Origin of the sequence: Chryseobacterium sp. LJ668 (assembly GCF_019613955.1) — a bacterium.
Classification (GTDB): Bacteria; Bacteroidota; Bacteroidia; order Flavobacteriales; family Weeksellaceae; genus Chryseobacterium.
Genome location: NZ_CP080443.1, coordinates 3,071,052 through 3,094,486, shown reverse-complemented (window position 1 = coordinate 3,094,486; position 23,435 = coordinate 3,071,052). Strand labels below are relative to the sequence as shown.

Below are 23,435 nucleotides of genomic sequence, written 5' to 3'. Positions count from 1 at the left end.
TAACCTAAAACTAAAAACCTTGAAAGAAAAATTTTTAAAGTTTATTTTAAACCCCAAGTATATATTTGGGGTTTATCTTATTATAGCAATCGTTACGGCTATTTCGAAATACTTTAGAGGTAATGCAATCAATAATTACCTTATTTTTAAGTACACGTATTTCAATACGCTTCTTGAGAAAAATCTATATCTGCAATATCCTGAGCATTTTCAGGATTCTAATCATTATGGGATTTTCTTTAGCGCGTTGATTGCTCCCTTTGCTTTAATGCCCGATTGGCTCGGAATTTCGCTTTGGAATGTTGCCAATACTTTCATCTTTATTTATGCCATTCACAAACTTCCTTTTTCTGATGCTAAAAAGGCTTTATTTGCCTTATTATGCTTACAGGAATTTATTACGGCAGCTTTGAGTTTGCAGTTTAACATTGCTTTGGTGGGATTGCTAATGTTATCAGCAACTTACATTTATGAAAAGAAAGAAGTAAAATCTGCAACCGCACTCATGGTTGGAGTTTTTGTAAAAATCTACGGAGTTGTAGGTCTATCGCAATTCTTCTTTATTAAAAATAAAACTAAATTTATCATTGCCGGAATTGTGATTGCATTATTGTTCTTTGTATTTCCAATGATTTATTCGAGTCCGGAATTTGTGATTCAGAGTTATAAGGATTGGTCTGTCTCATTAGCAGAAAAAAACGGACAAAATCAGAGCTTAAACAGTTATCAGGATATTTCTCTGATGGGTTTTATAAGAAGAATTTTGGGTGATGCATCCATTTCCAATCTTGCTTTTTTAGCATTTGGTTTGCCTTTATTTGCATTGCCATACATCAGAATCAAGCAGTATAAAAATTATGCTTTTCAGTTAATGATATTGGCATCTACTTTATTATTTTTGGTATTATTTAGCTCAGGTTCAGAATCTCCTACTTACATTATTGCAGTTGCAGGAGTGATGATTTGGTTTTTTTTACAGAAAGAAAGATCACCATTGGTTATTGCGATGCTTGTTTTTGTAATTATTCTGACAAGTTTTTCACCTTCAGATTTATTTCCGAAATCTATCAAAGTCAATTATATCGTAAAATATTCCTTAAAAGCGGTACCTTGCATTGTCGTTTGGTTCAGAATAATTTATGAACTGATGACAAGAGATTTTGAAAAAGATTATAGCCTACAATAATGTAAAATGAAAAAAATATCTATTGTAATTCCTGCCTATAACGAAGAAGGAAATGTTGCGCTCATTCATCAGAAAATCAAAGAAGTTTTTTCAAAATTAGAAAATTATGATTTTGAAATCATTTTCGTAAATGACGGAAGCAGAGATCAGACTCAAAAAGCACTTGAAGATTTATCCACTAAATTCAGCGAAGTCAAATTTATAGAATTTTCAAGAAATTTCGGACATCAACCTGCCGTAAAAGCAGGAATGGACAGTGCTTTAGGAAATGCAGTAATTTCAATGGATGGTGATCTTCAGCATCCTCCCGAACTGATTCCCAAAATGATTCAAAAGTGGGAAGAAGGATATGATGTAATTTTGACGATAAGAAAATATCCTAAAGAAATTTCTTTATTTAAAAGGAAAACTTCAGATTTTTTCTATAAAATTCTATCCGGTTTATCTGATGTAAATCTTACAAAAGGTGGCGGTTCAGATTTCAGATTGATGGATGCAAATGTTGTTGAAGTCATGAGGAAATTCAATGAAGATGATCTTTTTTTACGCGGATTAACAAGCTGGATGGGCTTTAAGCAAATTGCATTAGAATTCACAGCATCTGAAAGAGTTTCGGGAGAAAGCAGCTATAATTTAAAGAAAATGATCACTTTTGCTTTTACAGGAATTACTGCATTTAGTGTGAAGCCTTTGTATATCGCAGCATATTTAGGATTCTTATTCTCAGGTTTTTCGGTGATTGGTTATGCTGCCTATGTCATCCATTCTTTTGTTACGAAAACGGAAATTTCAGGTTGGGCATCATTGATTATGACCATCGTTTTCTTTGGTGGTCTGCAATTAATTATTTTAGGAATTATTGGAATTTATTTAGGTAAAATTTTCAGGCAAGTTAAAGCAAGACCGAATTATATAATTAAAAACAAAAACTTTTAAAAATGGTATTGTTAAGTTTTGACATCGAAGAATTTGATATGCCATTTGAATATCAGGGAGAAATTTCCTTTGAAGAACAGATTTCAATTTCTCAGATCGGCTTAGAAAGAATTCTGAACATTCTTAAAAAACACAACGCAAAAGCTACTTTTTTCTCAACAGTAGTTTTTGCGGAAAACAGCAAATTATTAATCGAAAGATTATTGAATGAGGGTCACGAACTGGCCTCTCATACATGGTTTCATTCCGAGTTTAAAGTTAAACATTTAAAAGAATCGAGAGAAAAATTGCAGGAATTATTTTCAACAAATGTTACAGGATTAAGAATGCCAAGAATGATGTCTGTTGATAAAAAAGAGGTAGAAAAAGCCGGATATTTGTATAATTCTTCGATAAATCCAACATTTCTTCCCGGAAGATATAATAATTTAAAAGTTTCAAGAACTTATTTTAAAGAAGAAAGTGTCACACAAATTCCGGCTTCGGTTTCGCCCAATTTTAGAATACCTTTGTTTTGGCTGAGTTTTCATAATTTCCCATTAAGTTTTTATAAAAAATTAGCTTCTGATACTTTGCGGAAAGACAATTATCTCAACATTTATTTTCATCCGTGGGAATTTGCTGAAATTAAAAATCCGAAGTTCAAACTTCCAGGATTTACCGTTAAAAAGTCTGGAAGTGAAATGGTTGAAAGGTTTGATAATTTCGTTGGCTGGTTAAAAAATAAGAATTATAAATTCGGAACTTTTCAGGAATTTCAAAAGCAGATAGAATCATGAAGATAGCTTACGACGCAAAACGTTTCTTTCACAACACTTCGGGTTTAGGAAATTATTCCAGAGATCTGGTAAGAATACTTTCAAAATATTTCCCTGAAAATCAATATCTTCTGTTAAATAAAAACAAATCTGAAAGAGGAAATTCTATTGTAGAAAATTCAAATGTTCATTTTATTGAAACATCAAAAGGAAACTTCTCGCGACAGCTGAAGATGGGAAAAGATGCCCAAAAGCAAAACGCAGATATTTTTCACGGACTTTCCGGAGAATTGCCCTTAAAATGGGACAAAACTCCGATCAAAAAAGTGGTCACCATTCATGATCTTATTTTCATGAGATTTCCTCAATATTATTCTTTTTTTGACAGAAAAATTCACTTTTGGAAGTTTAAAAAATCAGCAGAAATAGCTGATAAAATCATTGCGATTTCGGAGCAGACGAAAAGTGATATTATTGAATATTTAAAAGTTCCGGAAGATAAAATCGAGGTTATTTATCAAGGTTGCCATCAGGCTTTTAAAGAAAATCAGTCTGAAGAATTTATTCAGAAAACGAAAGAAAAATTCAATCTTCCTGAAAGATTTATCTTAAATGTAGGAACCATCGAAGAAAGAAAAAATCTTTTAAATATTGTAAAAGCAATTGACAAAACTGAAATTCCTTTAGTTGTTGTCGGAAGAAAAACAAAATATTTCGCTAAAATAAATCAGTACATCAAAAAAAATAAGTTAGAAAAACAGATTCATTTTCTGGAAGGAGTTACAATGGATGAGTTAGCTGTGATTTATAAATTAGCAGATATTTTTGTTTATCCGAGTTTTTTTGAAGGTTTTGGAATTCCAATTATTGAAGCATTATTTTCAAAAACGGTAACGATTACCAGCAACACAAGTTGTCTTCCCGAAGCTGGCGGAAAAGATTCGGTTTACATTGATCCCAAAAATTACTTAGATATTCAGTCTAAAATAAAATTTCTCTGGGCAAATGAATCAGAAAGAAAACGCCGTTCGGACAAGGGTTTCGAGTTCGTTCAAAAATTTAATGACGAACCCATTGCAAACGCATTAGTGAATCTTTATCAAAAAATTCTTTGAAAAATTCTTGGTCAGTTAAAAATTAGTTCTACATTTGTACCATAAATATTCAACAATGAAACCCAATTTTTTAACAGTACATCATTATCATCATCTCTGCTAAGACGGAATTGATTGATATTTGTGTTAAAAAAATATAATGATAATTTAAACCGTCTGAGTCTATAGACGGTTTTTTTGTTTCCTGAATTTTCCTCAGAAATCTCAATAAATACTTTCCATTTACTCAGACACAAGAAATTTGAAAATGAGTAAATTAAAAATTGCAATCCAAAAAAGCGGCCGTCTTTATGAAGAATCGCTCCAGCTTCTTAAAGATTGCGGAATTAATGTAAACAATGGAAAAGACCAACTAAAAGTTTCAGTAGAAAACTTTCCGATGGAAATTATGTATCTAAGAAATTCAGATATTCCTCAATATCTGGAAGATGGGGTAGTTGATATTGCCATCATCGGCGAAAATCTTCTGGCAGAAAAAAACAAAAACATTTCGATTGTTCATCAATTAGGATTTTCCAAATGCCGCGTTTCTCTTGCTGTTACGAAAAATATCGAAACCAATAGTCTTCAGTATTTTCAGGGGAAAAAAATTGCCACATCTTATCCAAACACGCTTAAAAAATTTCTGAATGAAAATAATATCGAAGCTGATATTCACGTCATTTCCGGTTCGGTAGAAATTGCTCCCAACATTGGTTTGGCAGACGGAATCTGCGATATTGTAAGTTCGGGAAGCACTTTATTCAAAAATGGTTTACGAGAAACTCTTACCATTTTGAAATCTGAAGCCGTTTTAGCTAAAACTTCTCAACTTAGTTCTGAAAAAGAAATTATTCTTGAAAAGATCTTATTTAGAATTAAAGCTGTATTAAAGGCTAAAAACTCAAAATATATTCTGATGAATGTTCCCAATGAAAAAATTGCTGATATTTCAAACGTGCTTCCAGTACTGAAAAGTCCGACCGTAATTCCGTTGGCCGAAGAAGGTTGGAGCAGCATTCACTCTGTGATTGATGAAGAACGTTTTTGGGATGTCATTGACGAACTGAGAGAAAACGGAGCACAGGATATTTTGATAATTCCAATCGATAAAATGGTTATTTAAGATGAATATATATCAATTTCCCAATAAAAATAAGTGGAACGCACTGACAAAACGTCCGGTTTTTAAAAAAGAAGAAATTTCCGACATTGTCTCAGGAATTTTCAGCGAAGTACAAAAATTTGGCGATAAAGCACTGTTTGATTTCAACAAAAAATTTGACTCGGTTGAAATAGAAAATCTTTCTGTTTCAGTAAATGATATAGAAAATTTTTCAAACTTAATCTCAGAAGAATTAAAAAATGCTATTCAACAGGCAAAAGAAAATATTACAAAATTTCATAGATCCCAAAATACTGAAATTCAAAAAATTGAAACAACAAAAGGAGTGATTTGTTGGAGAGAAAACCGAGCCATTGAAAAAGTCGGAATTTATATTCCTGGTGGAACTGCACCATTGTTTTCGACAGTTTTAATGCTTGCAATTCCTGCGCAGTTGGCTGGTTGTAAGGAAATTATTCTTTGTACGCCACCAGATAAAAATGGAGAAATAAACCCTGCAATTCTCTACACTGCACAGCTTTGCGGAATCACTAAAATATTCAAAGTTGGCGGAGCTCAGGCCATTGCAGCAATGACTTTCGGAACAGAAACGATTCCCAACGTTTACAAAATTTTTGGTCCCGGAAATCAATTTGTTGTTGCAGCAAAAGAACTGGCTCAGAATTTTGGTGTTGCAATCGATATGCCTGCAGGACCGAGCGAAGTTTTAATCATTGCCGATGAAAATGCAGTTCCTGAGTTCTGCGCTGCAGATCTTCTTTCACAGGCAGAACACGGAAGTGACAGTCAGGTGATTGTTATTTCGACTGATCTTAAAATTTTAAATGAGACAGTTGATGAAGTTAAAAAGCAGATTAAAAGTCTGCCGAGAAATGAATTTGCCCAAAAATCTTTAGATAACAGTCATTTTATTTTAGTTAAATCTGTCGAAGAAGCTTTGCAATTCAGCAATTTATATGCTCCGGAACATTTAATTCTAGCCATTGAAAATTTTGAAAATTATGTTCCTTTAATCGAAAATGCAGGTTCGGTTTTTCTCGGAAATTACTCCTGTGAAAGTGCAGGAGATTATGCAAGCGGAACCAATCACACGCTACCAACGAATGGTTTTGCTAAAAATTACAGCGGAGTGTCATTAGATAGTTTTGTAAAGAAAATTACTTTTCAGAATTTATCAAAAGACGGACTACAAAATTTAGGTAAAACCATAGAAATAATGGCAGAAGCAGAAGGTTTAATTGCCCATAAAATCGCAGTTTCAATCAGATTAAAAAAGTAAAATGACAGCAATAAATATCAACCGTTTTGTTCGAAAAAATATTTCAGAACTTCAACCTTATATTAGTTTCAGAGATCAGAATGAATTTGCAAATCCTATTTTGATGGATGCTAACGAAAGTCCGTTTGGTGAATTCAACCGTTATCCGGATTCTACTCATAAGAAAATCAGAAATCAGATTTCTCAGCTTAAAGGCATTTCACCAAAGCAAATTTCAGTCGGAAACGGAAGTGATGAATTGATCGATTTGATTATCAAAATTTTCTGTGAACCAAAAAAAGATTCGATTTTAATGATGAATCCTTCGTTTGCGATGTATGGTTTTTATGCAGCTATCAATGAGAATTCAGTTCTAAAAATCCAGTTAGACGGAAATTTCGAGATTCAAAAAGAAGATTTTTTAAAAATAACAACAGAAAATCAGCCTAAAATTTTCTTTATATGTTCTCCCAACAATCCAACCGGAAATTCAATTAAAGACATTGAATTTTACATCGAAAATTTCAACGGAATTGTAGTTGTAGATGAAGCTTACATTGAGTTTTCGAATGAAAGATCAGCAGTTGAATTGATAGAAAAATTTCCCAATCTGATTGTCTCACAAACGTTTTCAAAAGCTTGGGGAATGGCAGGAGCGAGAATCGGAATCGCTTATTCTTCACAAGAAATTTCTCAACTAATTTATACTGTAAAAGCTCCTTATAATGTCAATTCTTTGAGTTTGAATTTAGTTTCGAAAAGTCTTGAAAATGTAAGTGAATTTCAGAATAATCTGGAACAGATCATTGCGGAAAGATCTTGGTTAAAGGAGGAATTTAAAACAATAAAATCTATCGAAAAAGTTTTCCCGACTGATGCCAATTTTTTTCTTATTCAATTTAAAAATGTCGAAACTGTTTATCAAAAATTGTTGGAAAACGAAATTTTAACCAGCAAAAGGTTTCCTCAAATTCCGAACTGCATTAGAATAAATGTTGGAAACAGAGAAGAAAATATTCAATTAATTAATGCTTTAAAAAATATTTAAAAATGAAAAAAGTATTATTTATCGATAGAGACGGAACATTAATCATCGAACCGCCAACAGATTTTCAGGTTGACTCTTTGGAAAAGCTTGAATTTTATCCCGGAGTTTTTCAGAATCTGGCAAAAATCGCAACAGAATTAGACTATGAATTGGTAATGGTAACAAACCAGGATGGATTAGGAACAGAAAGTTTTCCCTACGAGGATTTTATAAAACCACAGGAAAAAATGATGAAAGCTTTTGAAAGCGAAGGAATACTTTTTACAGATGTTTTCATTGATAAAAGTTTTGAGCATGAAAACTTAAATACGAGAAAACCAAAAACCGGGATGCTCGGAAAATACATTCACGGAAATTATGATCTTGAAAACTCTTATGTAATTGGTGATCGATTGACTGATATTGAATTAGCAAAAAACTTAGGAACAAAAACAATTTTCATCAGTGGAACGGCAAATGAAGAAGCTGAATTGACTACGAAAAACTGGAGCGAAATTTATCAGTTTTTAAAGCAGATTCCAAGAAAAGCTAAAGTGTACAGAAAAACCAATGAAACAGAAATTGAAATTGAAGTCAATCTAGACGGAAGCGGAAATTCTGAAATTTCTACAGGACTTTATTTTTTTGATCATATGCTCGAACAAATCTCAAAACACGGAAATTTAGATTTAAAAATTAAAGTAAACGGAGATTTACAAGTTGATGAGCATCACACCATTGAAGATACTGCGATTGTTTTGGGAGAAGCGATTTTACAGGCTTTAGGCAAAAAAAAAGGAATTGAAAGATATGGTTTTTTGTTACCAATGGACGATTGCCTGTCTCAGGTTGCGATCGATCTTGGCGGAAGACCGTGGTTAGTTTGGGATGTTGTATTTAATAGAGAAAAAATTGGTGATGTTCCTTCAGAAATGTTTTTCCACTTTTTCAAATCATTTACAGATTCTTCCAAATCAAATTTAAATATAAAATCGAAAGGAAATAATGAACATCACAAGATAGAATCTGTCTTTAAAGCTTTTGCAAAAGCAATTAAAATGGCTGTAAATCAAACAGATCAAAACTATAATGTACCATCAACAAAAGGAAGCTTATAAATGATTGCAATTATAAAATACAACGGCGGAAACGTAAATTCGGTTCAAAATGCATTAAAAAGATTAGACGAAAAATCGATAATCACAGACGATTTTGAATTGATACAAAAAGCTGATAAAGTGATTTTTCCGGGTGTTGGCGAAGCTTCTTCAACGATGAAATTGTTGAAAGAAAGAGGTTTGGATCAGTTAATTCCAAAATTGACTCAGCCTGTTCTCGGAATTTGCCTTGGAATGCAATTGATGTGTGAAAACAATGAAGAGGGAAACTCAACTGGAATGGGAATTTTTGATATTAATGTGAAGAAATTTCCGTCAGAAAATATCGTCCCACACATGGGCTGGAATACAATTTCAGATTTAAAATCGGAGTTATTTTCGGAGATTTCAGAAGAAAATGATTTTTATTTTGTACACAGTTATTTTTGTGAGCTATCAGATTTTACAACTTCTGTTTGCAATTATATTTTGCCATTCAGCGCAACGTTGCAGAAAGATAATTTCTTTGCAACACAGTTTCATCCTGAAAAATCAGGGAAATTTGGAAATCAATTATTGGAAAACTTTCTAAAAATTTAATGATGAAAATAATTCCTGCCATAGATATTATCGACGGAAAATGCGTCAGACTTTCAAAAGGTGACTACAGCACAAAAAAAATATACAATGAAAATCCTGTAGAAGTTGCTACAGAATTTGAAGATTTCGGAATAAAATTTCTACATCTGGTCGATCTTGATGGAGCAAAATCTAAGCATATTATCAATCAAAAAGTTTTGGAAAGAATTGCAACTAAAACTTCATTACAAATCGATTTTGGAGGGGGGTTGAAAACGGAAAAAGATATTGAGATTGCGTTTAATTCAGGAGCAGACCAAATTACAATTGGAAGCATTGCCGTTCAAAATCCCGAATTTTGTTATGAAATTATAAAAAAATACGGTTCTGAAAAAATAATTCTCGGTGCAGATTGTGAAAACCGACAAATAAAAACTTCGGGTTGGCTAGAAGAAAGTAACAGAGATATTATCGATTTTATTCTGCAATATCAGGAAAAAAATATAAGAAATGTGATTTGTACAGATATTTCAAAAGACGGAATGTTGGAAGGAGCTTCGACAGAATTGTATCAAGAAATTTTAGCAAAAACTGAGATACAACTTGTTGCAAGTGGAGGGATCTCCTGTATCGACGATGTTTTTAAAATGAAAGAAATTGGCTGTTCCGGAACAATTATCGGGAAAGCTATTTATGAAAATAAAATATCACTAAATCAACTCAAAAATTTTATTGAACATGCTTAAAAAAAGAATCATTCCATGTTTGGATATCAAAGATGGAACAACTGTAAAAGGAGTCAATTTTGAAGGTTTGGTCGATGCTGGAAATCCTATCGAATTGGCTAAGAGATATGAAACAGAAGGTGCAGATGAATTGATTTTTCTAGATATTACAGCAACTATTGAAGAGCGGAAAACTTTTGTTGAACTCGTAAAAGATATTGCAAAGGAATTGAGCATTCCATTCACGGTGGGTGGAGGAATTTCTACTGTGGAAGATGTAAGGAAATTGCTTGAAGCCGGAGCAGATAAGATCAGTATCAATTCTTCTGCGGTCAAAAATCCAAAACTTATTTCAGATTTATCGAAAGAATTTGGAAGTCAATGTATTGTGGTTGCAATTGATACAAGATTCATTAATGATTGCGATTGGGTCTTTATTCAAGGCGGGAGAGAACAGACATCTTTAAAAACTTTAGATTGGGCAAAAAAAGCAGAAGAATTGAGAGCTGGCGAAATTCTTTTAACATCAATGGATGGCGACGGAACTAAAAAAGGCTTTGATCTGAGAATCACGAAATTAATTTCAGAGAGTATCAATATTCCTGTCATAGCTTCAGGTGGTGCGGGTAAAATTATAGATTTTGAAGATGTATTCAATCAAACGAAAGCAACCGGAGCTTTGGCTGCAAGTATTTTCCACTTTGGAGAACTTGGTATTAATCAATTAAAAGAAGAATTAAAATTAAAAAAACTAGCGATACGATGATAAATTTTAGTAAAACAAATGGTTTGATTCCTGTTATTATTCAGGATGATAGAACCTTACAGGTTTTGATGCTGGGTTATATGAACGAAGAAGCATTTGAGAAAACAAAAAAAGAAGGAATTGTCACTTTTTTCAGCCGTTCAAAAAACAGATTATGGACAAAAGGTGAGGAATCCGGAAATTTTTTAAAGGTAAAAAATATAGTTGTAGACTGTGACCAGGACACGGTTTTGATTAAAGCAATTCCTGAAAATATCGTTTGTCATACAGGAAGTTTCAGTTGTTTTGGAACTAAAGAAACAAAAGGTTTTTTATACGAATTAGAAGAGAAAATTGCTCAGAGAATTAATAACCAAGTTGAAGATTCATACACTTATTCACTTTATCAAAAAGGAATTAATAAAGTGGCTCAAAAAGTAGGAGAAGAAGCTGTAGAACTGATTATTGAAGCTAAAGATAATGATTCAGATTTATTTAAAAATGAAGCCGCAGATCTTCTCTACCATTTTCTGATTTTATTGAAAGCTAAAAACTTTTCAATGCAGGAAATTGAAAAGATTCTATCGGCTCGTAATCAATAAAAAAACCTGCAAAATGCAGGTTTTAAGTATACTATTCAATCACTACTTTTCTTATTACCGTATGATGGTCGGTGATAATCTTTCCTAAATAGACTCCTCTCATAATACCCGAAATATTGATTTTAGTTTGATCTTTTGTCGTTAAAAAAGAATGACCCAGCAAATCTGTTAATTCAAATGAGAATTTTTTTATATTTCCTGGCAGTTTAATATTTAGAAAGTCTTTTGCAGGATTGGGATAAATTGTTGTTTGTTCTAATTCGTTTGAAGGGTTTTCATCCGTATTCAGAATGGTTGTTGTCGCAACTGCGAAATGTTGAAGTGCACCTACTGAAGCCTTTCCAACGTTGTAAATATAAACAGGATCTGTATTCGCAAAAGTATCGTTTGCAGTATGAGGATAATTGCTTCTTAACTTCTCGAAATAACCCGTAATCACTTCACCTTTTAATTCAAATGGAATATAATCTGTATCTTCTGCTTCATCAATGTCTGTTAAAAGCGGTGAATAAAGAGTAGTAAGAGTTACCAATTCTTGTGTTGCAGCAACTGACGCTGCTGTATTATTCGGGTTTCCACCCATATCTTCATCACAATAAATCGTATTGTTAACGTTTCCCATTTTACCTCCTACCTGATCAAGATTGAAAACCAGTTTAATATCTAATATACGATTCGTGCCTTGATAAGCAACATTATTCGCATAATGACTACTTCCTCTCAAACCTTGCTCCTCTCCAGAGAAATGAATAAATTTAATTGAATACTCTGTAGGAATATCTTTTAAAATTCTAGCAGCTTCCAAAATAATAGAAGTTCCGCTTCCGTTATCATTGACTCCGGGACCATTGATGCTGTCAAAATGTCCGCAGATGATCACAAATTTATTTGGATAAACGGTTCCTATTTTTGTAATCACTAAATTTTTAGAATTAATAGTACTGCTTCCTGAAGTAAAGGAAAATGGATCTTCAACAATCTGACTTGCCGAATAACCATAAGAAAGATATTTGTTTTTGATCCAGTTTAATGCATTGGCATTGTTTGTAGAACCTGTCGTTTTGATTCCGAAATTTGAAAATTCCTGTAAATTTGTGGTAATGTTGGTTTGAGAAACCTGGTTGGCTCTATTTTGATACGCCTGAATGAAGCTTTGAGCACAGAGTAAATTGATCCCGAAAGATAATACAATAAGGCTAAATATTTTTTTCACTTTATAAATTTCAGCAAATGTATAAATAAAATGATTCTGAACAAGGCTTAGAATCAAAATTTTTTATCAAATTGTATAATTTTATTATGAATTTTAACTATTTTTCGATTAATATTTTATTTATTATTTTTTTATTTTCAGATTTTAAAGAACAGATATAGACTCCGTTCAGCAAATTTGAGACATTGATCTTCGTTTCATTTTCCGACTTTAAAACAAGTTTACCACTCATATCCGTGATTTCCACATTAAAGTTTTTAATATGATCAGGTAGATCAATATTTAAAATGTTCTTTGCCGGATTAGGATAAATTTTTACAGATTCTAATTGATTTCCCTGGTTTTCATCAGTTGCCAGGATTGTAGTTGATGCTACTGCAAAATGCTGAAGCGCTCCTACAGACGCTTTCCCAACATTATAAACATATGTAGGATCTACATTAGCAAAAGTATCGTTCACCGTATGCTCATTAAAACTTCGTTCATATTCATAAAAACCTGTAATGATATCACCTTTATTTTCAAAAGGAATGTAATCTGAGGCATAAGTATTTGACATAGAAGTCTGGAGTGGCGAATAAAGTGTAGTACATACCGCAAGTTGCTGAGTAAATGCCAAAGATGGAGCATTATTGGCTGTTTGCCCGCTTTGATCGCTTTCGCATTTTATTGTGTTATTAATGTTTCCAAGCTGTCCGCCAACCTGATCGATATTGAAAACAACTTTAAGATTTATCGAACGAACATTATTTTGAAAAACAACATTATTTACATAATGACTGCTTCCCAATAACCCCTGTTCTTCGCCCGAGAAATGAATAAATTTTACTGAATATTCTGTAGGAATGTCTTTTAAAATTCTTGCAGCTTCTAAAAGTATAGCAGTACCACTTCCGTTATCGCTCACACCTGCACCTGCAACGGTATCGTAATGTCCACAAATGATTACATATATATTAGGATATACAGTTCCTGTTTTTGTGATGATTAGATTTTTAGTAGTATTACCATTATATGTAAAAGAATCTTCTGTAATCTGGCTTGTACTATAGCCAAAAGCCTGATATTTACCTTTAAGCCAATTGAGTGTATTGGTATTGGCAGTAGATCCCGTAGTCTTTACTCCCAATCCGGCAAACTCCTGAAGAAGAGAAGTTATATTGGTTTGCGTCACCTGTTCGGCTCTGTTCTGATAAGCCTGGATAAAACTTTGAGCATGAATATTGTAAGTTGCTAATGAAAGGAGTAGAAGAGCGGATAATTTTTTCACTTTTAAAGTAAATTTTTATTAGAAATAATTTAACAAATGTAGAGAATAAAAAAATCCCGAGCAAAAAACTCAGGATTTATATTGATAACAAAAAATTTTACATTATTTTACTTGATCTACAACTGCTTTGAATGCTTCAGGATAGTTCATCGCTAAATCAGCTAGTACTTTTCTGTTTAATTCAATGTTGTTCTTTTTAAGAGCTCCCATAAATTGTGAGTAAGACATCCCATGCTCTCTAGCTCCTGCGTTGATACGCATGATCCAAAGTGCTCTGAAATTTCTCTTTTTCTCTTTTCTGCCACGGTAAGCATATTGCATTGCTTTTTGTACCGCATTTTTGGCAACAGTCCAAACGTTCTTTCTTCTACCGAAAAAACCTTTAGCTTTTTTGATGATTTTTTTTCTTCGAGCTCTTGAAGCTACGGAATTTACTGATCTTGGCATAATTTAAATTGTTTTTTTGAAAAGGGCGGTAATCTGTTTCATTACACTTATCTGCACCGTTTCAGGGTTAAAATGTTGAATTGTTATTCTTATAAACCGAATAAAGGATTTATAAAAACTACTTAATTGCTAATTGACGTTTAACGCTTTTTTCGTCCACTTTTGCAACATAAGAAGTTTGCGTAAGATTTCTCTTCTGCTTAGTTTCCTTTTTTGTCAAGATGTGGCTTTTGAAAGCACCTTTTCTTTTAATCTTACCTGTTCCGGTAAGTTTAAAACGCTTTTTAGCACCTGATTTCGTTTTTAATTTTGGCATTGTCTTGCTTTTTTATGTTTTGTTATCAATATCTTTTTCATTATTCTGAAACTGCTCCGAAATAATAGGGTGCAAAATTACAAAAAAAATCTGATACTATTGCAGTAAAAAGCTACAGACATAATATCTGTAGCTATAATTTAAAATAACGTAAGTTTAAGATTTAAAAAACTCTAAAAGATCCTTATTAATTGTAGCAGCTTCTGTTGTAGGCATTCCGTGAGGAAAACCGGGATAGGTGATTAATTTACCACTTTTAACCAGTTTGGCGGCAACAACACCGGTAATTTCATAAGGTACAATCTGATCATCTTCGCCGTGTAAAACCAATACAGGAATTTCTACACTTTTAAGATCTTCGGTAAAATCTGTTTCAGAAAACGCTTTGATGCATTCATAATGAGCATTAATCGCGCCCATCATTCCCTGTCTCCACCAGTTTCTTCTTATTCCCTCTGATTCTACAGCACCTTCTCTGTTATATCCGTAAAATGCTATAGAAAAATCTACGAAATATTGAGTTCTTTTTGTTGCCGTATTTTCACGAATCTCATCAAAAATTGACATCGGAACTCCGTTTGGATTATTTTCAGTCTGCACCATAATCGGTGTTACTGCACTTATCAAAACCGCTTTTGCTACTCTGCCTTTTCCGTGTTGTGCTACATATCTTATCACCTCACCACCACCGGTAGAATGTCCTACATGGATGACATTTTGTAAATCAAGAGCGGTAACGATTTCATCTACATCAGAAGCATATGTATTCATATCATGACCTCCTGAAGTTTGAGCAGATCTTCCATGACCTCTTCTGTCATGCGCAATCACGCGATATCCTTGCTGTAAAAAGAATATCATTTGCGCATCCCAGTCATCACTTGATAATGGCCATCCGTGATGAAAGAAAACCGGCTGACCTTTTCCCCAATCTTTGTAATAAATTTCTGTTCCGTCTTTTAATGTAAGTGTACTCATGGTTTGTTCTTAATGTTAATAATTAAATTATGTAATTTTTATTTCTGAAAGCAAAGCTACAAATTAACTATTTCACAAATCTTAACATAAGGTAAATTCAGGAATTATTTTAAAAATAAATATAAAAAAAACCCCAAATTGCTTTGAGGTCATATTGCTGTCCAATTCCAAAAGGAATCTGTAAATTATTTAGCTGGTTTTTTAGAACTCATCATCATAATCATTCTCTTTCCTTCTAATTTAGGAAGCTGATCTACTTTTCCTACATGCTCTAGTTCCTGAGCCAGTTTTAAAAGTAAAATCTCACCCTGATCTTTGAAGATGATTGAACGTCCTTTGAAAAATACGTAGGTTTTCAATTTTGAACCTTCTTCCAAGAATTTTTCAGCGTGCTTCTTTTTAAACTCATAATCGTGCTCATCAGTCTGAGGTCCGAAACGAATCTCTTTGACAACCACTTTTATCTGCTTGGCTTTAAGTTCTTTTGTTTTTTTCTTTTGCTCGTACAAAAACTTTTTATAGTCTAGTATTCTCGCAATGAAAGGTTCAGCCTTGTCTGAAATCACGACCAAATCTAATTCCTGTTCTTTGGCAATTTGTCTCGCTTTGTCAATCGGGAAAATTCCCGGCTCTACGTTATCGCCCACTAAACGAAGTTCCCGTACACGGATCTTATCGTTTATCATGTGTAAGTCCTCCTGTGGTGGACGTCTCTGTGGGCCTCTGTTGTTAAATCGTTGTGCTATCGCTTTATAATTTTATTGGTTAATAACTAATTTTGAATTGAGAGATCAAATGATTAAATCTTCAATTTATACCGTTGCTTCTTTTTTGAAGTATGCTGCAAAATCATCCATGCTCATTACTCCAAGGTCGCCTTCTCCACGTCTTCGTACAGAAATTGTGCCATCTCTTTCCTCATTTTCTCCTACTACAAGCATAAAAGGAATCTTTTTTAATTCCGCATCACGGATTTTTTTACCCGTTTTTTCGTTGCGCTCGTCAATTAATCCGCTAATATCGTGATTTTCTAAAAATTGTGAAACTTTTTTAGCATAATCTACATATTTTTCACTGATTGGCAATATCGTGAACTGATCCGGGCTTAGCCATAATGGAAAATCTCCGGCAGTATTTTCTAACAATATGGCAATAAAACGTTCCATAGAACCGAATGGGGCTCTGTGAATCATGATCGGTCTGTGCTTTTCGTTATCGCTTCCGATATAAGTAAGGTCAAATCTTTCAGGTAAATTATAATCTACCTGAATTGTTCCCAACTGCCATTTTCTTCCCAAAGCATCTTTCACCATGAAATCTAACTTAGGACCGTAAAATGCAGCTTCACCATATTCCGTAACTGTATTTAATCCTTTTTCTTTTGCCGCAGTAACAATTGCATTCTCTGCCTTTTCCCAGTTTTCATCAGAACCTATATATTTTTCTTTGTTGTCAGGATCTCTTAATGAAATCTGAGCGGTGAAATCTGCAAATCCGAGAGAGCCAAAAACATAAAGAACCAAATCTATTGTTTTTTTAAACTCATCCATCAGCTGATCCGGTGTACAGAAAAGGTGGGCATCATCCTGCGTAAAACCACGAACTCTCGTTAAGCCATGAAGTTCACCACTTTGCTCATATCTGTAAACAGTTCCGAATTCTGCATATCTTTTTGGTAAATCTCTGTAACTCCATTGTGAAGTTTTATAGATCTCACAGTGGTGCGGACAGTTCATTGGCTTCAGCATAAACTCTTCTCCCTCGTTTGGAGTTTTGATCGGCTGGAAGCTGTCTGCTCCGTATTTATCCCAGTGCCCGGAAGTTACATACAATTCTTTTGCACCAATATGGGGTGTCATTACAAATTCGTAACCTCCTTTTTTTTGAGCATCAGAAAGGAAATTTTCTAATTTTTTTCTCAAAGCAGTACCTTTTGGCAACCAAAGTGGTAAACCGGCGCCTACTTTTTCAGAGAAAGCAAAAATCCCTAATTCTTTACCTAATTTTCTATGATCTCTTCTCTTAGCTTCTTCCAGTAATTCAAGATATTCAGTCAATTCTTTCTGTTTTGGGAAAGAAATACCGTACACTCTTGTTAGCTGCGGATTATTTTCATTTCCTCTCCAGTAGGCACCTGCAGCGTTCAGAATCTTCACTGCTTTTACTATTCCTGTATTTGGAATGTGACCGCCACGACACAGATCTGTGAAATTGTCGTGTGTTACAAAAGTGATTTCACCATCATTCAAATTAGAAATCAATTCTACCTTGTAAGGATTATCTGCGTAAGTTTTTAATGCTTCTTCTTTAGAAACAGGGTATAGAGAGAATGTTGATGCTTTTTTGGCGTTTTCTAAAACTTTCTTTTCAATTTTCTCAAAATCTTTTTCTGACAAGACTTCGTCACCGAAATCTACGTCATAATAAAATCCGCTTTCGATTGCCGGACCTATTGTTAACTGAGCATTAGGATAAAATTCAAGGATAGCCTGCGCCAAAAGGTGGGCAGAAGAGTGCCAGAAGGCTTTTTTTCCAAGGTCATCATTCCAGGTCAAAAGCTGTACCGTTGAGTCTGTGGTGATAGGCGTGGTTATCTCGACTTGTTTGCCGTTTACAACTGCGGAAATGGTATTTCTAGCCAATCCCTCGCTTATCGATTTTGCCACATTCAAAGGAGTAGTTTCTCCTTCAAATTCTCTGACGCTATTGTCCGGAAGTGTAATTTTTATCATTGTTTACTAAGAAATTTTGAGTTGCAAAAATACGCATTTTTTGCCTCTTTAAGAAATCGTAGCATGATAATTCACAAAAAATGCTATTTATTTTAAATTTTGAAGTTACCGGAAATTTTAATTTTATGATTCTATTATTGTTTAAATAAAAAAATACTAAGCTTTTACTTAGTATTGTCTGTTTTTCCTGATTTATCTTTTGATGCTTTTTTTACATCTTCTTTATCAATATCCGGCGGATTTTGTTTTTTAGAAGATGCCGGAATATCACGAAAATCTTCATTTTGTTTTCTGGTTTCTGCAGAATTTGCAGATTCACTGTCTATTTTATCATTCTTGGTGTTCATAATTGTTTGAATTTTTAAAATTCTAAAATACCGAGTTTTCCGGTTTTATCTTCAATAGTATAATTCAAAGCCTTTGCCAAAACGAAAATATGATCAAGATTTTCCATCAATTGCTTTTTACCCTCATTTCTCAGTTTGTTTTGATCAATAGAGTTTAAAGCAGCCTGTTTTGCTTTCTGCTGCACATTTTTAATATCTTTTTCTGAAATTCTATTTAAAAATGAATCATCCATCGACTGTATTTCTACACTAGGAGTGATTCTGACATCAGCATTGGGCAATTCTGTAATCATCAGCTTTTTATTGACAGAATCTACTTCTATTTTCATCTTATTTAAATCATAAGAAACCTGTGCATTTGTTTTGGTGTAGGTAATAATGCTGTTGCTCGTCATTTCTTTCCCAAAAAATTCATAGGCCATTTTGGTTTTCTGCATCGAAGAAACATCCTGTTCTAAAACAACCATTTTGTTCATTTTCGATATCTGATTGATCAGGATGTAATAATCAGATTTTTCGGTCTTCTCGCTTATATTTAGGCAAGATCTAAAACTGAAAAACAGAATTACCATCAAAAGAATTCCCGCAACAAATGGGATAGCAAGTTTTAAATTTCTCAATTTTCTTTTTTAAATATTTCTTTGATCACCGATTTGTCATCTTTCTTTAAGATTTCAACAAGGTCTCTTTCGATGTATCCTGTGGTCGGCATCTCAACAATCCTTCCAATTTCCTTGCCATATTTTTCAACGATGATGGTAGGGACTTTCTGAATGTTGTATTTAGATTCATCGCCGGTAGGAGATTCTTTTTTACGGTTAACAGCTATAATTGTCAGTCTGCTGTCAGGAAAATTCACTTCTTCCAAAATTTTCATTAACCTAGGAAAATCTCTATGGCTGTCTTCACACCAGGTTCCTATAAAAACAATCAGATTGTAGGAATTGATTTTATTTTTCTTCAATTCACCTACTGCTTTTTGGTCGAATGCATATTCTGTGAATTCTTTTGTATACCATTCTGAATATGGTTCTTTTACAAACTGGTCTTTCAGCTGGTGTCCCAAAAGCATTTTGCCATCGTTTGTAGTCTCAACTTCACGATTGACTACAACTTTTTGAGCGTTTGATTGTGTTGCCATTGTTAGTGATGAAATAACAAGTATATTGGTGATAATTTTTTTAAAAATCATAATTCTATTATTTTTCATGGTATTTGTGAATCTTCGATTTCATCTTAATTTTCAATAATATTTTTTAAATCAGCAGGAGAGTAGTACTTATTCTTTAGTACTTTGTGATCTGTCTGTCTGTATACGTTAAATTTTTCGCCAGACTTTTCGTAAAAAGATTCTACCTCTTTTTCTTTATAAAATTCTACCGTTTCCTTTGCCTGATCTTCAGTATCGCAAGCTTTAGACATATTTGAACGCTGAACTTCATCGAATAATTTTACAAACTTATCACCCAATCCGAATTCTAAAACGGCACCGCTTAAAACATACTGCAAATCACACAATGCATCAGCAATTTCTACTAAATTTTTATCTTCGATTGCCTGCTTCAGCTCGTTCAATTCTTCCTGCAAAAGTTCTACTCTTAAGTTACATCTTTCCGCAGAAGGAATTTGCGGTGTTTCTAAAATGGGGGCCTTAAAAGTTGTGTGGAATTCTGCTACCTGATTCAGACTGTCAATTTTATCCATGAATTTTAAATTTAAAGCAAAGATAAAAATTAGGAATTAGAAATCAGGAATTAGGCGTCAGGTTTTTATACGTTGTGTCATAGGTGATCTATTTTTTATTTTAAAAATAATTTATTAGTCATAAAAAAAAGACCGCCATTTTCAGGCAGCCTTTTCAAGTTTATTTTTAATATTAATTTTTAATAAATCTTTTTGAAATTTCCCCAATCTGAATTGTGTAAGCTCCTGTTGTTAAATTGCTCACATTCACTGTACCTTTTTCAAGCTTTCCTGAAATGATCAGTTTTCCACCCATATCAAAGATTTTGTAATCTTCTGCCGTTATATTTGAAATATTTAAAATATCTCTTACAGGGTTTGGATACAATTTGATATCAGTCATTAAATTATTATTACCGGCTTCTATTCCTCTGCCTGATGAAATAATATTTAGGGTATAGTCTTCAACCTGTCCGTAAGTGTAAGAACCGCAAGATGATGAAGGAATGGAATTGTACTGCATCATTACTCTCATTCTTGTGCTTCCAAGAACAGCAGTTGAAGGAATCGTGATTGATCCTGTAACCGGAGTCGTCTGTGAAGCAGTTTTAGTCCATGCTAATTCTCCGCTGTCCGTAAAGTCACCATCTTTATTATAATCAATATACACTGCGTATGCTTCATTATATTTGGTAGATGTCCAGACCGGAGTTACTGATATGGTGTAAATGCTTCCTCTTGTTACATCAGTAGCAACAGACGTGAAGTTTTCATAACCGGATGTTCCCGTAGAAGTGTTGTTGATCGTCCCGAATTTTACATTTCCTATTCTTTCGTCAGCGGTACTAGTAGCTGTTGCTGTACAATAAGTAATTGTAGTCCCGGCAAGCGTTGTTACACTTACTGAGTTACTTGCTGTAGAAATATTTCCTGCCGCATCTTTCGCTTTTACAGTGAATCCATATGTTGTTGACGGGCTTAAACTTGTTACGGTATAACTTGTTGAAGCAGTAGAACCTAATAACGAAGTTCCCTGATAAACGTCATATCCTGTTACACCGACCGCATCTGTTGCACCAGACCAAGACAGATTTGTACTTGTAGAAGTGGTACCTGAAGCGGATAGTGTAGGTGCTGTCGGAGCGATAGTATCTGTACTTCCTGATCCTGCATTTACAGAAATATTAGCATTATTCACATCAAAGAATATGTGATTGCTTCCTTTTACCATAATTCTTCCGGTTGTTGTAGTAACATTCGGAATCGTTACAGCCTGAGAACCGTCGTTTGGAGTTCCTGCTAATAATGTTGTCCAAGTTACTCCTGAATTTGTTGACCAAAGAATATCTACATTAGCAGCATTTACTCCGTTTGCTGTTGTTCCTGCAACATTCCAGGTTATATTTTGTGAGCTTCCACCTGCATAAGTAGTTGCTGTACCCTGAGAAGTGATGATGAAAGGTCCCGCGGTTGAATTTACTGTAACTTTAGCATCGTCAGAATTGTTTCCTGATCCTCCGGCTCTGTTATCACGAACTGTAAATCTGAAATTTAAAGTTCTCGCAACTGAAGAAAGAGCTTCGACCGTAATTTCTGAACCAGCTGTAGTTGTTGCACCTGTTAAGACTGATGCCATTCGTGGAAAATATCTTACCGGAGTTGTTTGTGGTGTCCAAGATCTGAATGTTGGTCCGGTCGCTTTTGTTGCACTTGCTGCAGAACTCGTTCCGGTTTGAGAAGATGAAGCATTATCGACTTGTTCCCAGATGTACGTTAATGAATCTCCGTTTGCATCAGTTCCTGTTCCAGTCAACATAAATGGTGTGCTTTTCGGAATTGTATAATCTAAACCTGCATCTGCTGTTGGAATTGAATTTCCTGTTGATGAACTAACAGGACAGGTTTTAGCTTTAATATTATTTGTAATCTGCTGAATACTGATCGCATGAAAGAAAGAATCTGAATGCGGCTGAATATCTTGAGCAGTAATTCCTGCATAACCCATAATTGTTGACCCGGAACCAGGTTCCATATTAACACCTGTACCTTCGTTGCTCATTGAAAATGTGTGATTTCCACCAAATTGATGTCCTAATTCATGAGCCACATAATCGATGTCAAAATTATCACCGGATGGGATTCCGTCAGCCGGAGAAGTATAGCCGCTGCCTTTAGATCCGTTTACACAAACACAACCGATGCATCCTGCATTTCCGCCACCCCCGGAAGCTCCGAATAAATGCCCGACATCATAATTAGCTTCTCCTATTACAGAAGTAAGGGTAGACTGAAGCTGAGAATTCCAGTTGTTCATCTGTGCAGCTGCAGAATACGGATCTGAAGAAGCACTGGTATAAATTACCGCATCATTATTAGCAATCAAAACCATTCTTGCTGCAAAATCTTTTTCGAAAACTCCGTTTACACGTGTCATCGTATTATTCATCGCTGCTAACGCTAGAGCTTTTGTGCCTCCGAAATACGTTGTATATTCACCTGTAGAAGAAAGTGCGAGACGGAATGTTCTTAATTTAGCATCATCTGCATTAGGTCTTGCTGACAAAATTGTATTTGAAATACCTTTTTGAGCAACATCAATTACCGTACACTCAAAACTGCTCAAATTGTCTTTCTTGTCCGATTTTTTATACACTACATAAGTAGAAAGATCTTTCGTGTAAGGCTCAATGAAAACTGCAGATTTATCTCCATAAATTTCCATAGATGATAATCCTAAAGAAGACATGCTGAAATAAACTGTAGCAGAAGGATTTTCCAGACCTTCGCCGACATAAGATTTGATATCGGGATATTTAGCAGCAAGCTGAGGATCAAAGTTTGAATTTTCTCTTATTTTGAAATTTTCTAATTCTCCCTCAGAATTTGGGAAAGAAATGATAATTTCTGATTTTGCTCCTGCTGACAATCTTTTTGGAGCTTTCGCGAGAGCATATTTTAAACCATTGATGTCAAGCTGATAGATTTTAGGATTAAGAATGTTTGTTTTGTTTTCAAAAACCGGTGAATTGGTTTTTGCATTACCTTCAGACCAAAGGCGATCAGTCTGGGCGAAAGAAATGCCTGATAAAAGAAGCATTCCAATCACAAATAGTTGTTTTTTCATATAAATAACATTTTTGATTGTGGAATACCAAAGCTAATAAAAATAGTTTTACGAAAAACAAAAATTTTTAAGAAAATTTTAGAGAATTGATTTAAAACATTATGCGATACATTAAATATACGGTAATAAATCCTGTATTTAAAGCAAAATAGCACACGCAAAATGCATGTGCTATTTAGTATTTATAATCAA

The 23,435-nt window shown here is 33.9% G+C and carries 24 protein-coding genes; 12 read left to right on the top strand and 12 right to left on the bottom strand.

Features of this window, described 5'->3' with window-relative positions:
* The first annotated feature begins 19 nt into the window (after nucleotides 1-19).
* From K0U91_RS14450 to hisIE, 12 genes are all read left to right on the top strand, one after another.
* Nucleotides 20-1,186: a glycosyltransferase family 87 protein gene (locus K0U91_RS14450; RefSeq protein ID WP_220179245.1), complete on the top strand. Its 1,167-nt coding sequence runs from the start codon at nucleotides 20-22 to the stop codon at nucleotides 1,184-1,186.
* Nucleotides 1,187-1,192: 6 nt separating this feature from the next.
* Nucleotides 1,193-2,122 (top strand): glycosyltransferase family 2 protein, encoded by a 930-nt coding sequence (locus tag K0U91_RS14445; RefSeq protein ID WP_220179244.1) that lies wholly within the window; start codon nucleotides 1,193-1,195, stop codon nucleotides 2,120-2,122.
* Nucleotides 2,123-2,124: 2 nt separating this feature from the next.
* Nucleotides 2,125-2,901 (top strand): polysaccharide deacetylase family protein, encoded by a 777-nt coding sequence (locus K0U91_RS14440; protein WP_220179243.1) that lies wholly within the window; start codon nucleotides 2,125-2,127, stop codon nucleotides 2,899-2,901.
* Nucleotides 2,898-3,995 carry a glycosyltransferase family 4 protein gene (locus tag K0U91_RS14435; protein WP_220179242.1) on the top strand — a complete coding sequence of 366 codons (1,098 nt, stop codon included), beginning with the start codon at nucleotides 2,898-2,900 and terminating at the stop codon, nucleotides 3,993-3,995. The genes K0U91_RS14440 and K0U91_RS14435 overlap by 4 nt, the downstream gene beginning before the upstream one ends.
* Before the next feature lie 247 nt (nucleotides 3,996-4,242).
* Nucleotides 4,243-5,100 carry an ATP phosphoribosyltransferase gene (gene hisG / locus K0U91_RS14430; RefSeq protein WP_220179241.1) on the top strand — a complete coding sequence of 286 codons (858 nt, stop codon included), beginning with the start codon at nucleotides 4,243-4,245 and terminating at the stop codon, nucleotides 5,098-5,100.
* Nucleotide 5,101: 1 nt separating this feature from the next.
* Nucleotides 5,102-6,379, top strand: a complete 1,278-nt coding sequence (gene hisD, locus K0U91_RS14425; protein ID WP_220179240.1) for a histidinol dehydrogenase — start codon at nucleotides 5,102-5,104, stop codon at nucleotides 6,377-6,379.
* A gap of 1 nt (nucleotide 6,380) precedes the next feature.
* A complete protein-coding gene (gene hisC, locus K0U91_RS14420) occupies nucleotides 6,381-7,406 on the top strand; it encodes a histidinol-phosphate transaminase (RefSeq protein ID WP_220179239.1) in 1,026 nt (341 codons plus the stop codon).
* A gap of 2 nt (nucleotides 7,407-7,408) precedes the next feature.
* Nucleotides 7,409-8,503 (top strand): bifunctional histidinol-phosphatase/imidazoleglycerol-phosphate dehydratase HisB, encoded by a 1,095-nt coding sequence (hisB, locus tag K0U91_RS14415; RefSeq protein ID WP_220179238.1) that lies wholly within the window; start codon nucleotides 7,409-7,411, stop codon nucleotides 8,501-8,503.
* On the top strand, nucleotides 8,504-9,082 hold the full coding sequence (gene hisH / locus K0U91_RS14410; RefSeq protein WP_220179237.1) for an imidazole glycerol phosphate synthase subunit HisH: 579 nt from the start codon (nucleotides 8,504-8,506) through the stop codon (nucleotides 9,080-9,082). It abuts the gene before it with no gap.
* Nucleotides 9,083-9,084: 2 nt separating this feature from the next.
* Nucleotides 9,085-9,807, top strand: coding sequence for a 1-(5-phosphoribosyl)-5-[(5-phosphoribosylamino)methylideneamino]imidazole-4-carboxamide isomerase (gene hisA / locus K0U91_RS14405; RefSeq protein ID WP_219969058.1), 723 nt, complete (start codon nucleotides 9,085-9,087; stop codon nucleotides 9,805-9,807).
* Nucleotides 9,800-10,552, top strand: coding sequence for an imidazole glycerol phosphate synthase subunit HisF (gene hisF / locus K0U91_RS14400; protein ID WP_220179236.1), 753 nt, complete (start codon nucleotides 9,800-9,802; stop codon nucleotides 10,550-10,552). The genes hisA and hisF overlap by 8 nt, the downstream gene beginning before the upstream one ends.
* Entirely contained in the window at nucleotides 10,549-11,133 is a 585-nt protein-coding gene (hisIE, locus tag K0U91_RS14395) for a bifunctional phosphoribosyl-AMP cyclohydrolase/phosphoribosyl-ATP diphosphatase HisIE (protein ID WP_220179235.1), read from the top strand. Before hisF ends, hisIE begins: the two co-directional genes overlap by 4 nt.
* A 31-nt stretch (nucleotides 11,134-11,164) precedes the next feature.
* Here hisIE and K0U91_RS14390 read toward each other — a convergent pair whose 3' ends face one another.
* The 12 genes from K0U91_RS14390 to K0U91_RS14335 form a co-directional block, all read right to left on the bottom strand.
* Nucleotides 11,165-12,346 (bottom strand): M28 family peptidase, encoded by a 1,182-nt coding sequence (locus K0U91_RS14390; RefSeq protein ID WP_220179234.1) that lies wholly within the window; start codon nucleotides 12,344-12,346, stop codon nucleotides 11,165-11,167.
* A gap of 97 nt (nucleotides 12,347-12,443) precedes the next feature.
* Nucleotides 12,444-13,616, bottom strand: coding sequence for a M28 family peptidase (locus tag K0U91_RS14385; RefSeq protein WP_220179233.1), 1,173 nt, complete (start codon nucleotides 13,614-13,616; stop codon nucleotides 12,444-12,446).
* 102 nt (nucleotides 13,617-13,718) lie between these two features.
* A complete protein-coding gene (gene rplT, locus K0U91_RS14380; RefSeq protein WP_219969063.1) occupies nucleotides 13,719-14,063 on the bottom strand; it encodes a 50S ribosomal protein L20 in 345 nt (114 codons plus the stop codon).
* 118 nt (nucleotides 14,064-14,181) lie between these two features.
* Entirely contained in the window at nucleotides 14,182-14,379 is a 198-nt protein-coding gene (gene rpmI, locus K0U91_RS14375) for a 50S ribosomal protein L35 (RefSeq protein WP_034758008.1), read from the bottom strand.
* Nucleotides 14,380-14,535: 156 nt separating this feature from the next.
* Nucleotides 14,536-15,357, bottom strand: coding sequence for an alpha/beta fold hydrolase (locus tag K0U91_RS14370; RefSeq protein ID WP_220179232.1), 822 nt, complete (start codon nucleotides 15,355-15,357; stop codon nucleotides 14,536-14,538).
* Between the two features lie 185 nt (nucleotides 15,358-15,542).
* Nucleotides 15,543-16,043: a translation initiation factor IF-3 gene (infC, locus tag K0U91_RS14365; protein ID WP_219969065.1), complete on the bottom strand. Its 501-nt coding sequence runs from the start codon at nucleotides 16,041-16,043 to the stop codon at nucleotides 15,543-15,545.
* Between the two features lie 126 nt (nucleotides 16,044-16,169).
* Nucleotides 16,170-18,089, bottom strand: coding sequence for a threonine--tRNA ligase (gene thrS / locus K0U91_RS14360; RefSeq protein ID WP_220179231.1), 1,920 nt, complete (start codon nucleotides 18,087-18,089; stop codon nucleotides 16,170-16,172).
* 164 nt (nucleotides 18,090-18,253) lie between these two features.
* A complete protein-coding gene (locus K0U91_RS14355) occupies nucleotides 18,254-18,436 on the bottom strand; it encodes a hypothetical protein (protein WP_219969067.1) in 183 nt (60 codons plus the stop codon).
* 14 nt (nucleotides 18,437-18,450) lie between these two features.
* A complete protein-coding gene (locus tag K0U91_RS14350) occupies nucleotides 18,451-19,056 on the bottom strand; it encodes a DUF4230 domain-containing protein (protein ID WP_220179230.1) in 606 nt (201 codons plus the stop codon).
* Nucleotides 19,053-19,628 (bottom strand): TlpA family protein disulfide reductase, encoded by a 576-nt coding sequence (locus K0U91_RS14345; protein WP_220179229.1) that lies wholly within the window; start codon nucleotides 19,626-19,628, stop codon nucleotides 19,053-19,055. Before K0U91_RS14345 ends, K0U91_RS14350 begins: the two co-directional genes overlap by 4 nt.
* Before the next feature lie 44 nt (nucleotides 19,629-19,672).
* Nucleotides 19,673-20,140, bottom strand: a complete 468-nt coding sequence (locus K0U91_RS14340) for a pyrophosphohydrolase domain-containing protein (RefSeq protein WP_219969070.1) — start codon at nucleotides 20,138-20,140, stop codon at nucleotides 19,673-19,675.
* 172 nt (nucleotides 20,141-20,312) lie between these two features.
* On the bottom strand, nucleotides 20,313-23,243 hold the full coding sequence (locus tag K0U91_RS14335) for a reprolysin-like metallopeptidase (RefSeq protein WP_220179228.1): 2,931 nt from the start codon (nucleotides 23,241-23,243) through the stop codon (nucleotides 20,313-20,315).
* Nucleotides 23,244-23,435: the final 192 nt, after the last annotated feature.

Coding starts and splice junctions, on each gene's coding strand:
- K0U91_RS14445 (WP_220179244.1), top strand. CDS start 1,193: ATGAAAAAAATATCTATTGTAATTCCTGCCTATAACGAAGAAGGAAAT.
- K0U91_RS14440 (WP_220179243.1), top strand. CDS start 2,125: ATGGTATTGTTAAGTTTTGACATCGAAGAATTTGATATGCCATTTGAA.
- K0U91_RS14435 (WP_220179242.1), top strand. CDS start 2,898: ATGAAGATAGCTTACGACGCAAAACGTTTCTTTCACAACACTTCGGGT.
- hisG (WP_220179241.1), top strand. CDS start 4,243: ATGAGTAAATTAAAAATTGCAATCCAAAAAAGCGGCCGTCTTTATGAA.
- hisD (WP_220179240.1), top strand. CDS start 5,102: ATGAATATATATCAATTTCCCAATAAAAATAAGTGGAACGCACTGACA.
- hisC (WP_220179239.1), top strand. CDS start 6,381: ATGACAGCAATAAATATCAACCGTTTTGTTCGAAAAAATATTTCAGAA.
- hisB (WP_220179238.1), top strand. CDS start 7,409: ATGAAAAAAGTATTATTTATCGATAGAGACGGAACATTAATCATCGAA.
- hisH (WP_220179237.1), top strand. CDS start 8,504: ATGATTGCAATTATAAAATACAACGGCGGAAACGTAAATTCGGTTCAA.
- hisA (WP_219969058.1), top strand. CDS start 9,085: ATGAAAATAATTCCTGCCATAGATATTATCGACGGAAAATGCGTCAGA.
- hisF (WP_220179236.1), top strand. CDS start 9,800: ATGCTTAAAAAAAGAATCATTCCATGTTTGGATATCAAAGATGGAACA.
- hisIE (WP_220179235.1), top strand. CDS start 10,549: ATGATAAATTTTAGTAAAACAAATGGTTTGATTCCTGTTATTATTCAG.
- rplT (WP_219969063.1), bottom strand. CDS start 14,063: ATGCCAAGATCAGTAAATTCCGTAGCTTCAAGAGCTCGAAGAAAAAAA.
- rpmI (WP_034758008.1), bottom strand. CDS start 14,379: ATGCCAAAATTAAAAACGAAATCAGGTGCTAAAAAGCGTTTTAAACTT.
- K0U91_RS14370 (WP_220179232.1), bottom strand. CDS start 15,357: ATGAGTACACTTACATTAAAAGACGGAACAGAAATTTATTACAAAGAT.
- infC (WP_219969065.1), bottom strand. CDS start 16,043: ATGATAAACGATAAGATCCGTGTACGGGAACTTCGTTTAGTGGGCGAT.
- thrS (WP_220179231.1), bottom strand. CDS start 18,089: ATGATAAAAATTACACTTCCGGACAATAGCGTCAGAGAATTTGAAGGA.
- K0U91_RS14355 (WP_219969067.1), bottom strand. CDS start 18,436: ATGAACACCAAGAATGATAAAATAGACAGTGAATCTGCAAATTCTGCA.
- K0U91_RS14345 (WP_220179229.1), bottom strand. CDS start 19,628: ATGATTTTTAAAAAAATTATCACCAATATACTTGTTATTTCATCACTA.
- K0U91_RS14340 (WP_219969070.1), bottom strand. CDS start 20,140: ATGGATAAAATTGACAGTCTGAATCAGGTAGCAGAATTCCACACAACT.
- K0U91_RS14335 (WP_220179228.1), bottom strand. CDS start 23,243: ATGAAAAAACAACTATTTGTGATTGGAATGCTTCTTTTATCAGGCATT.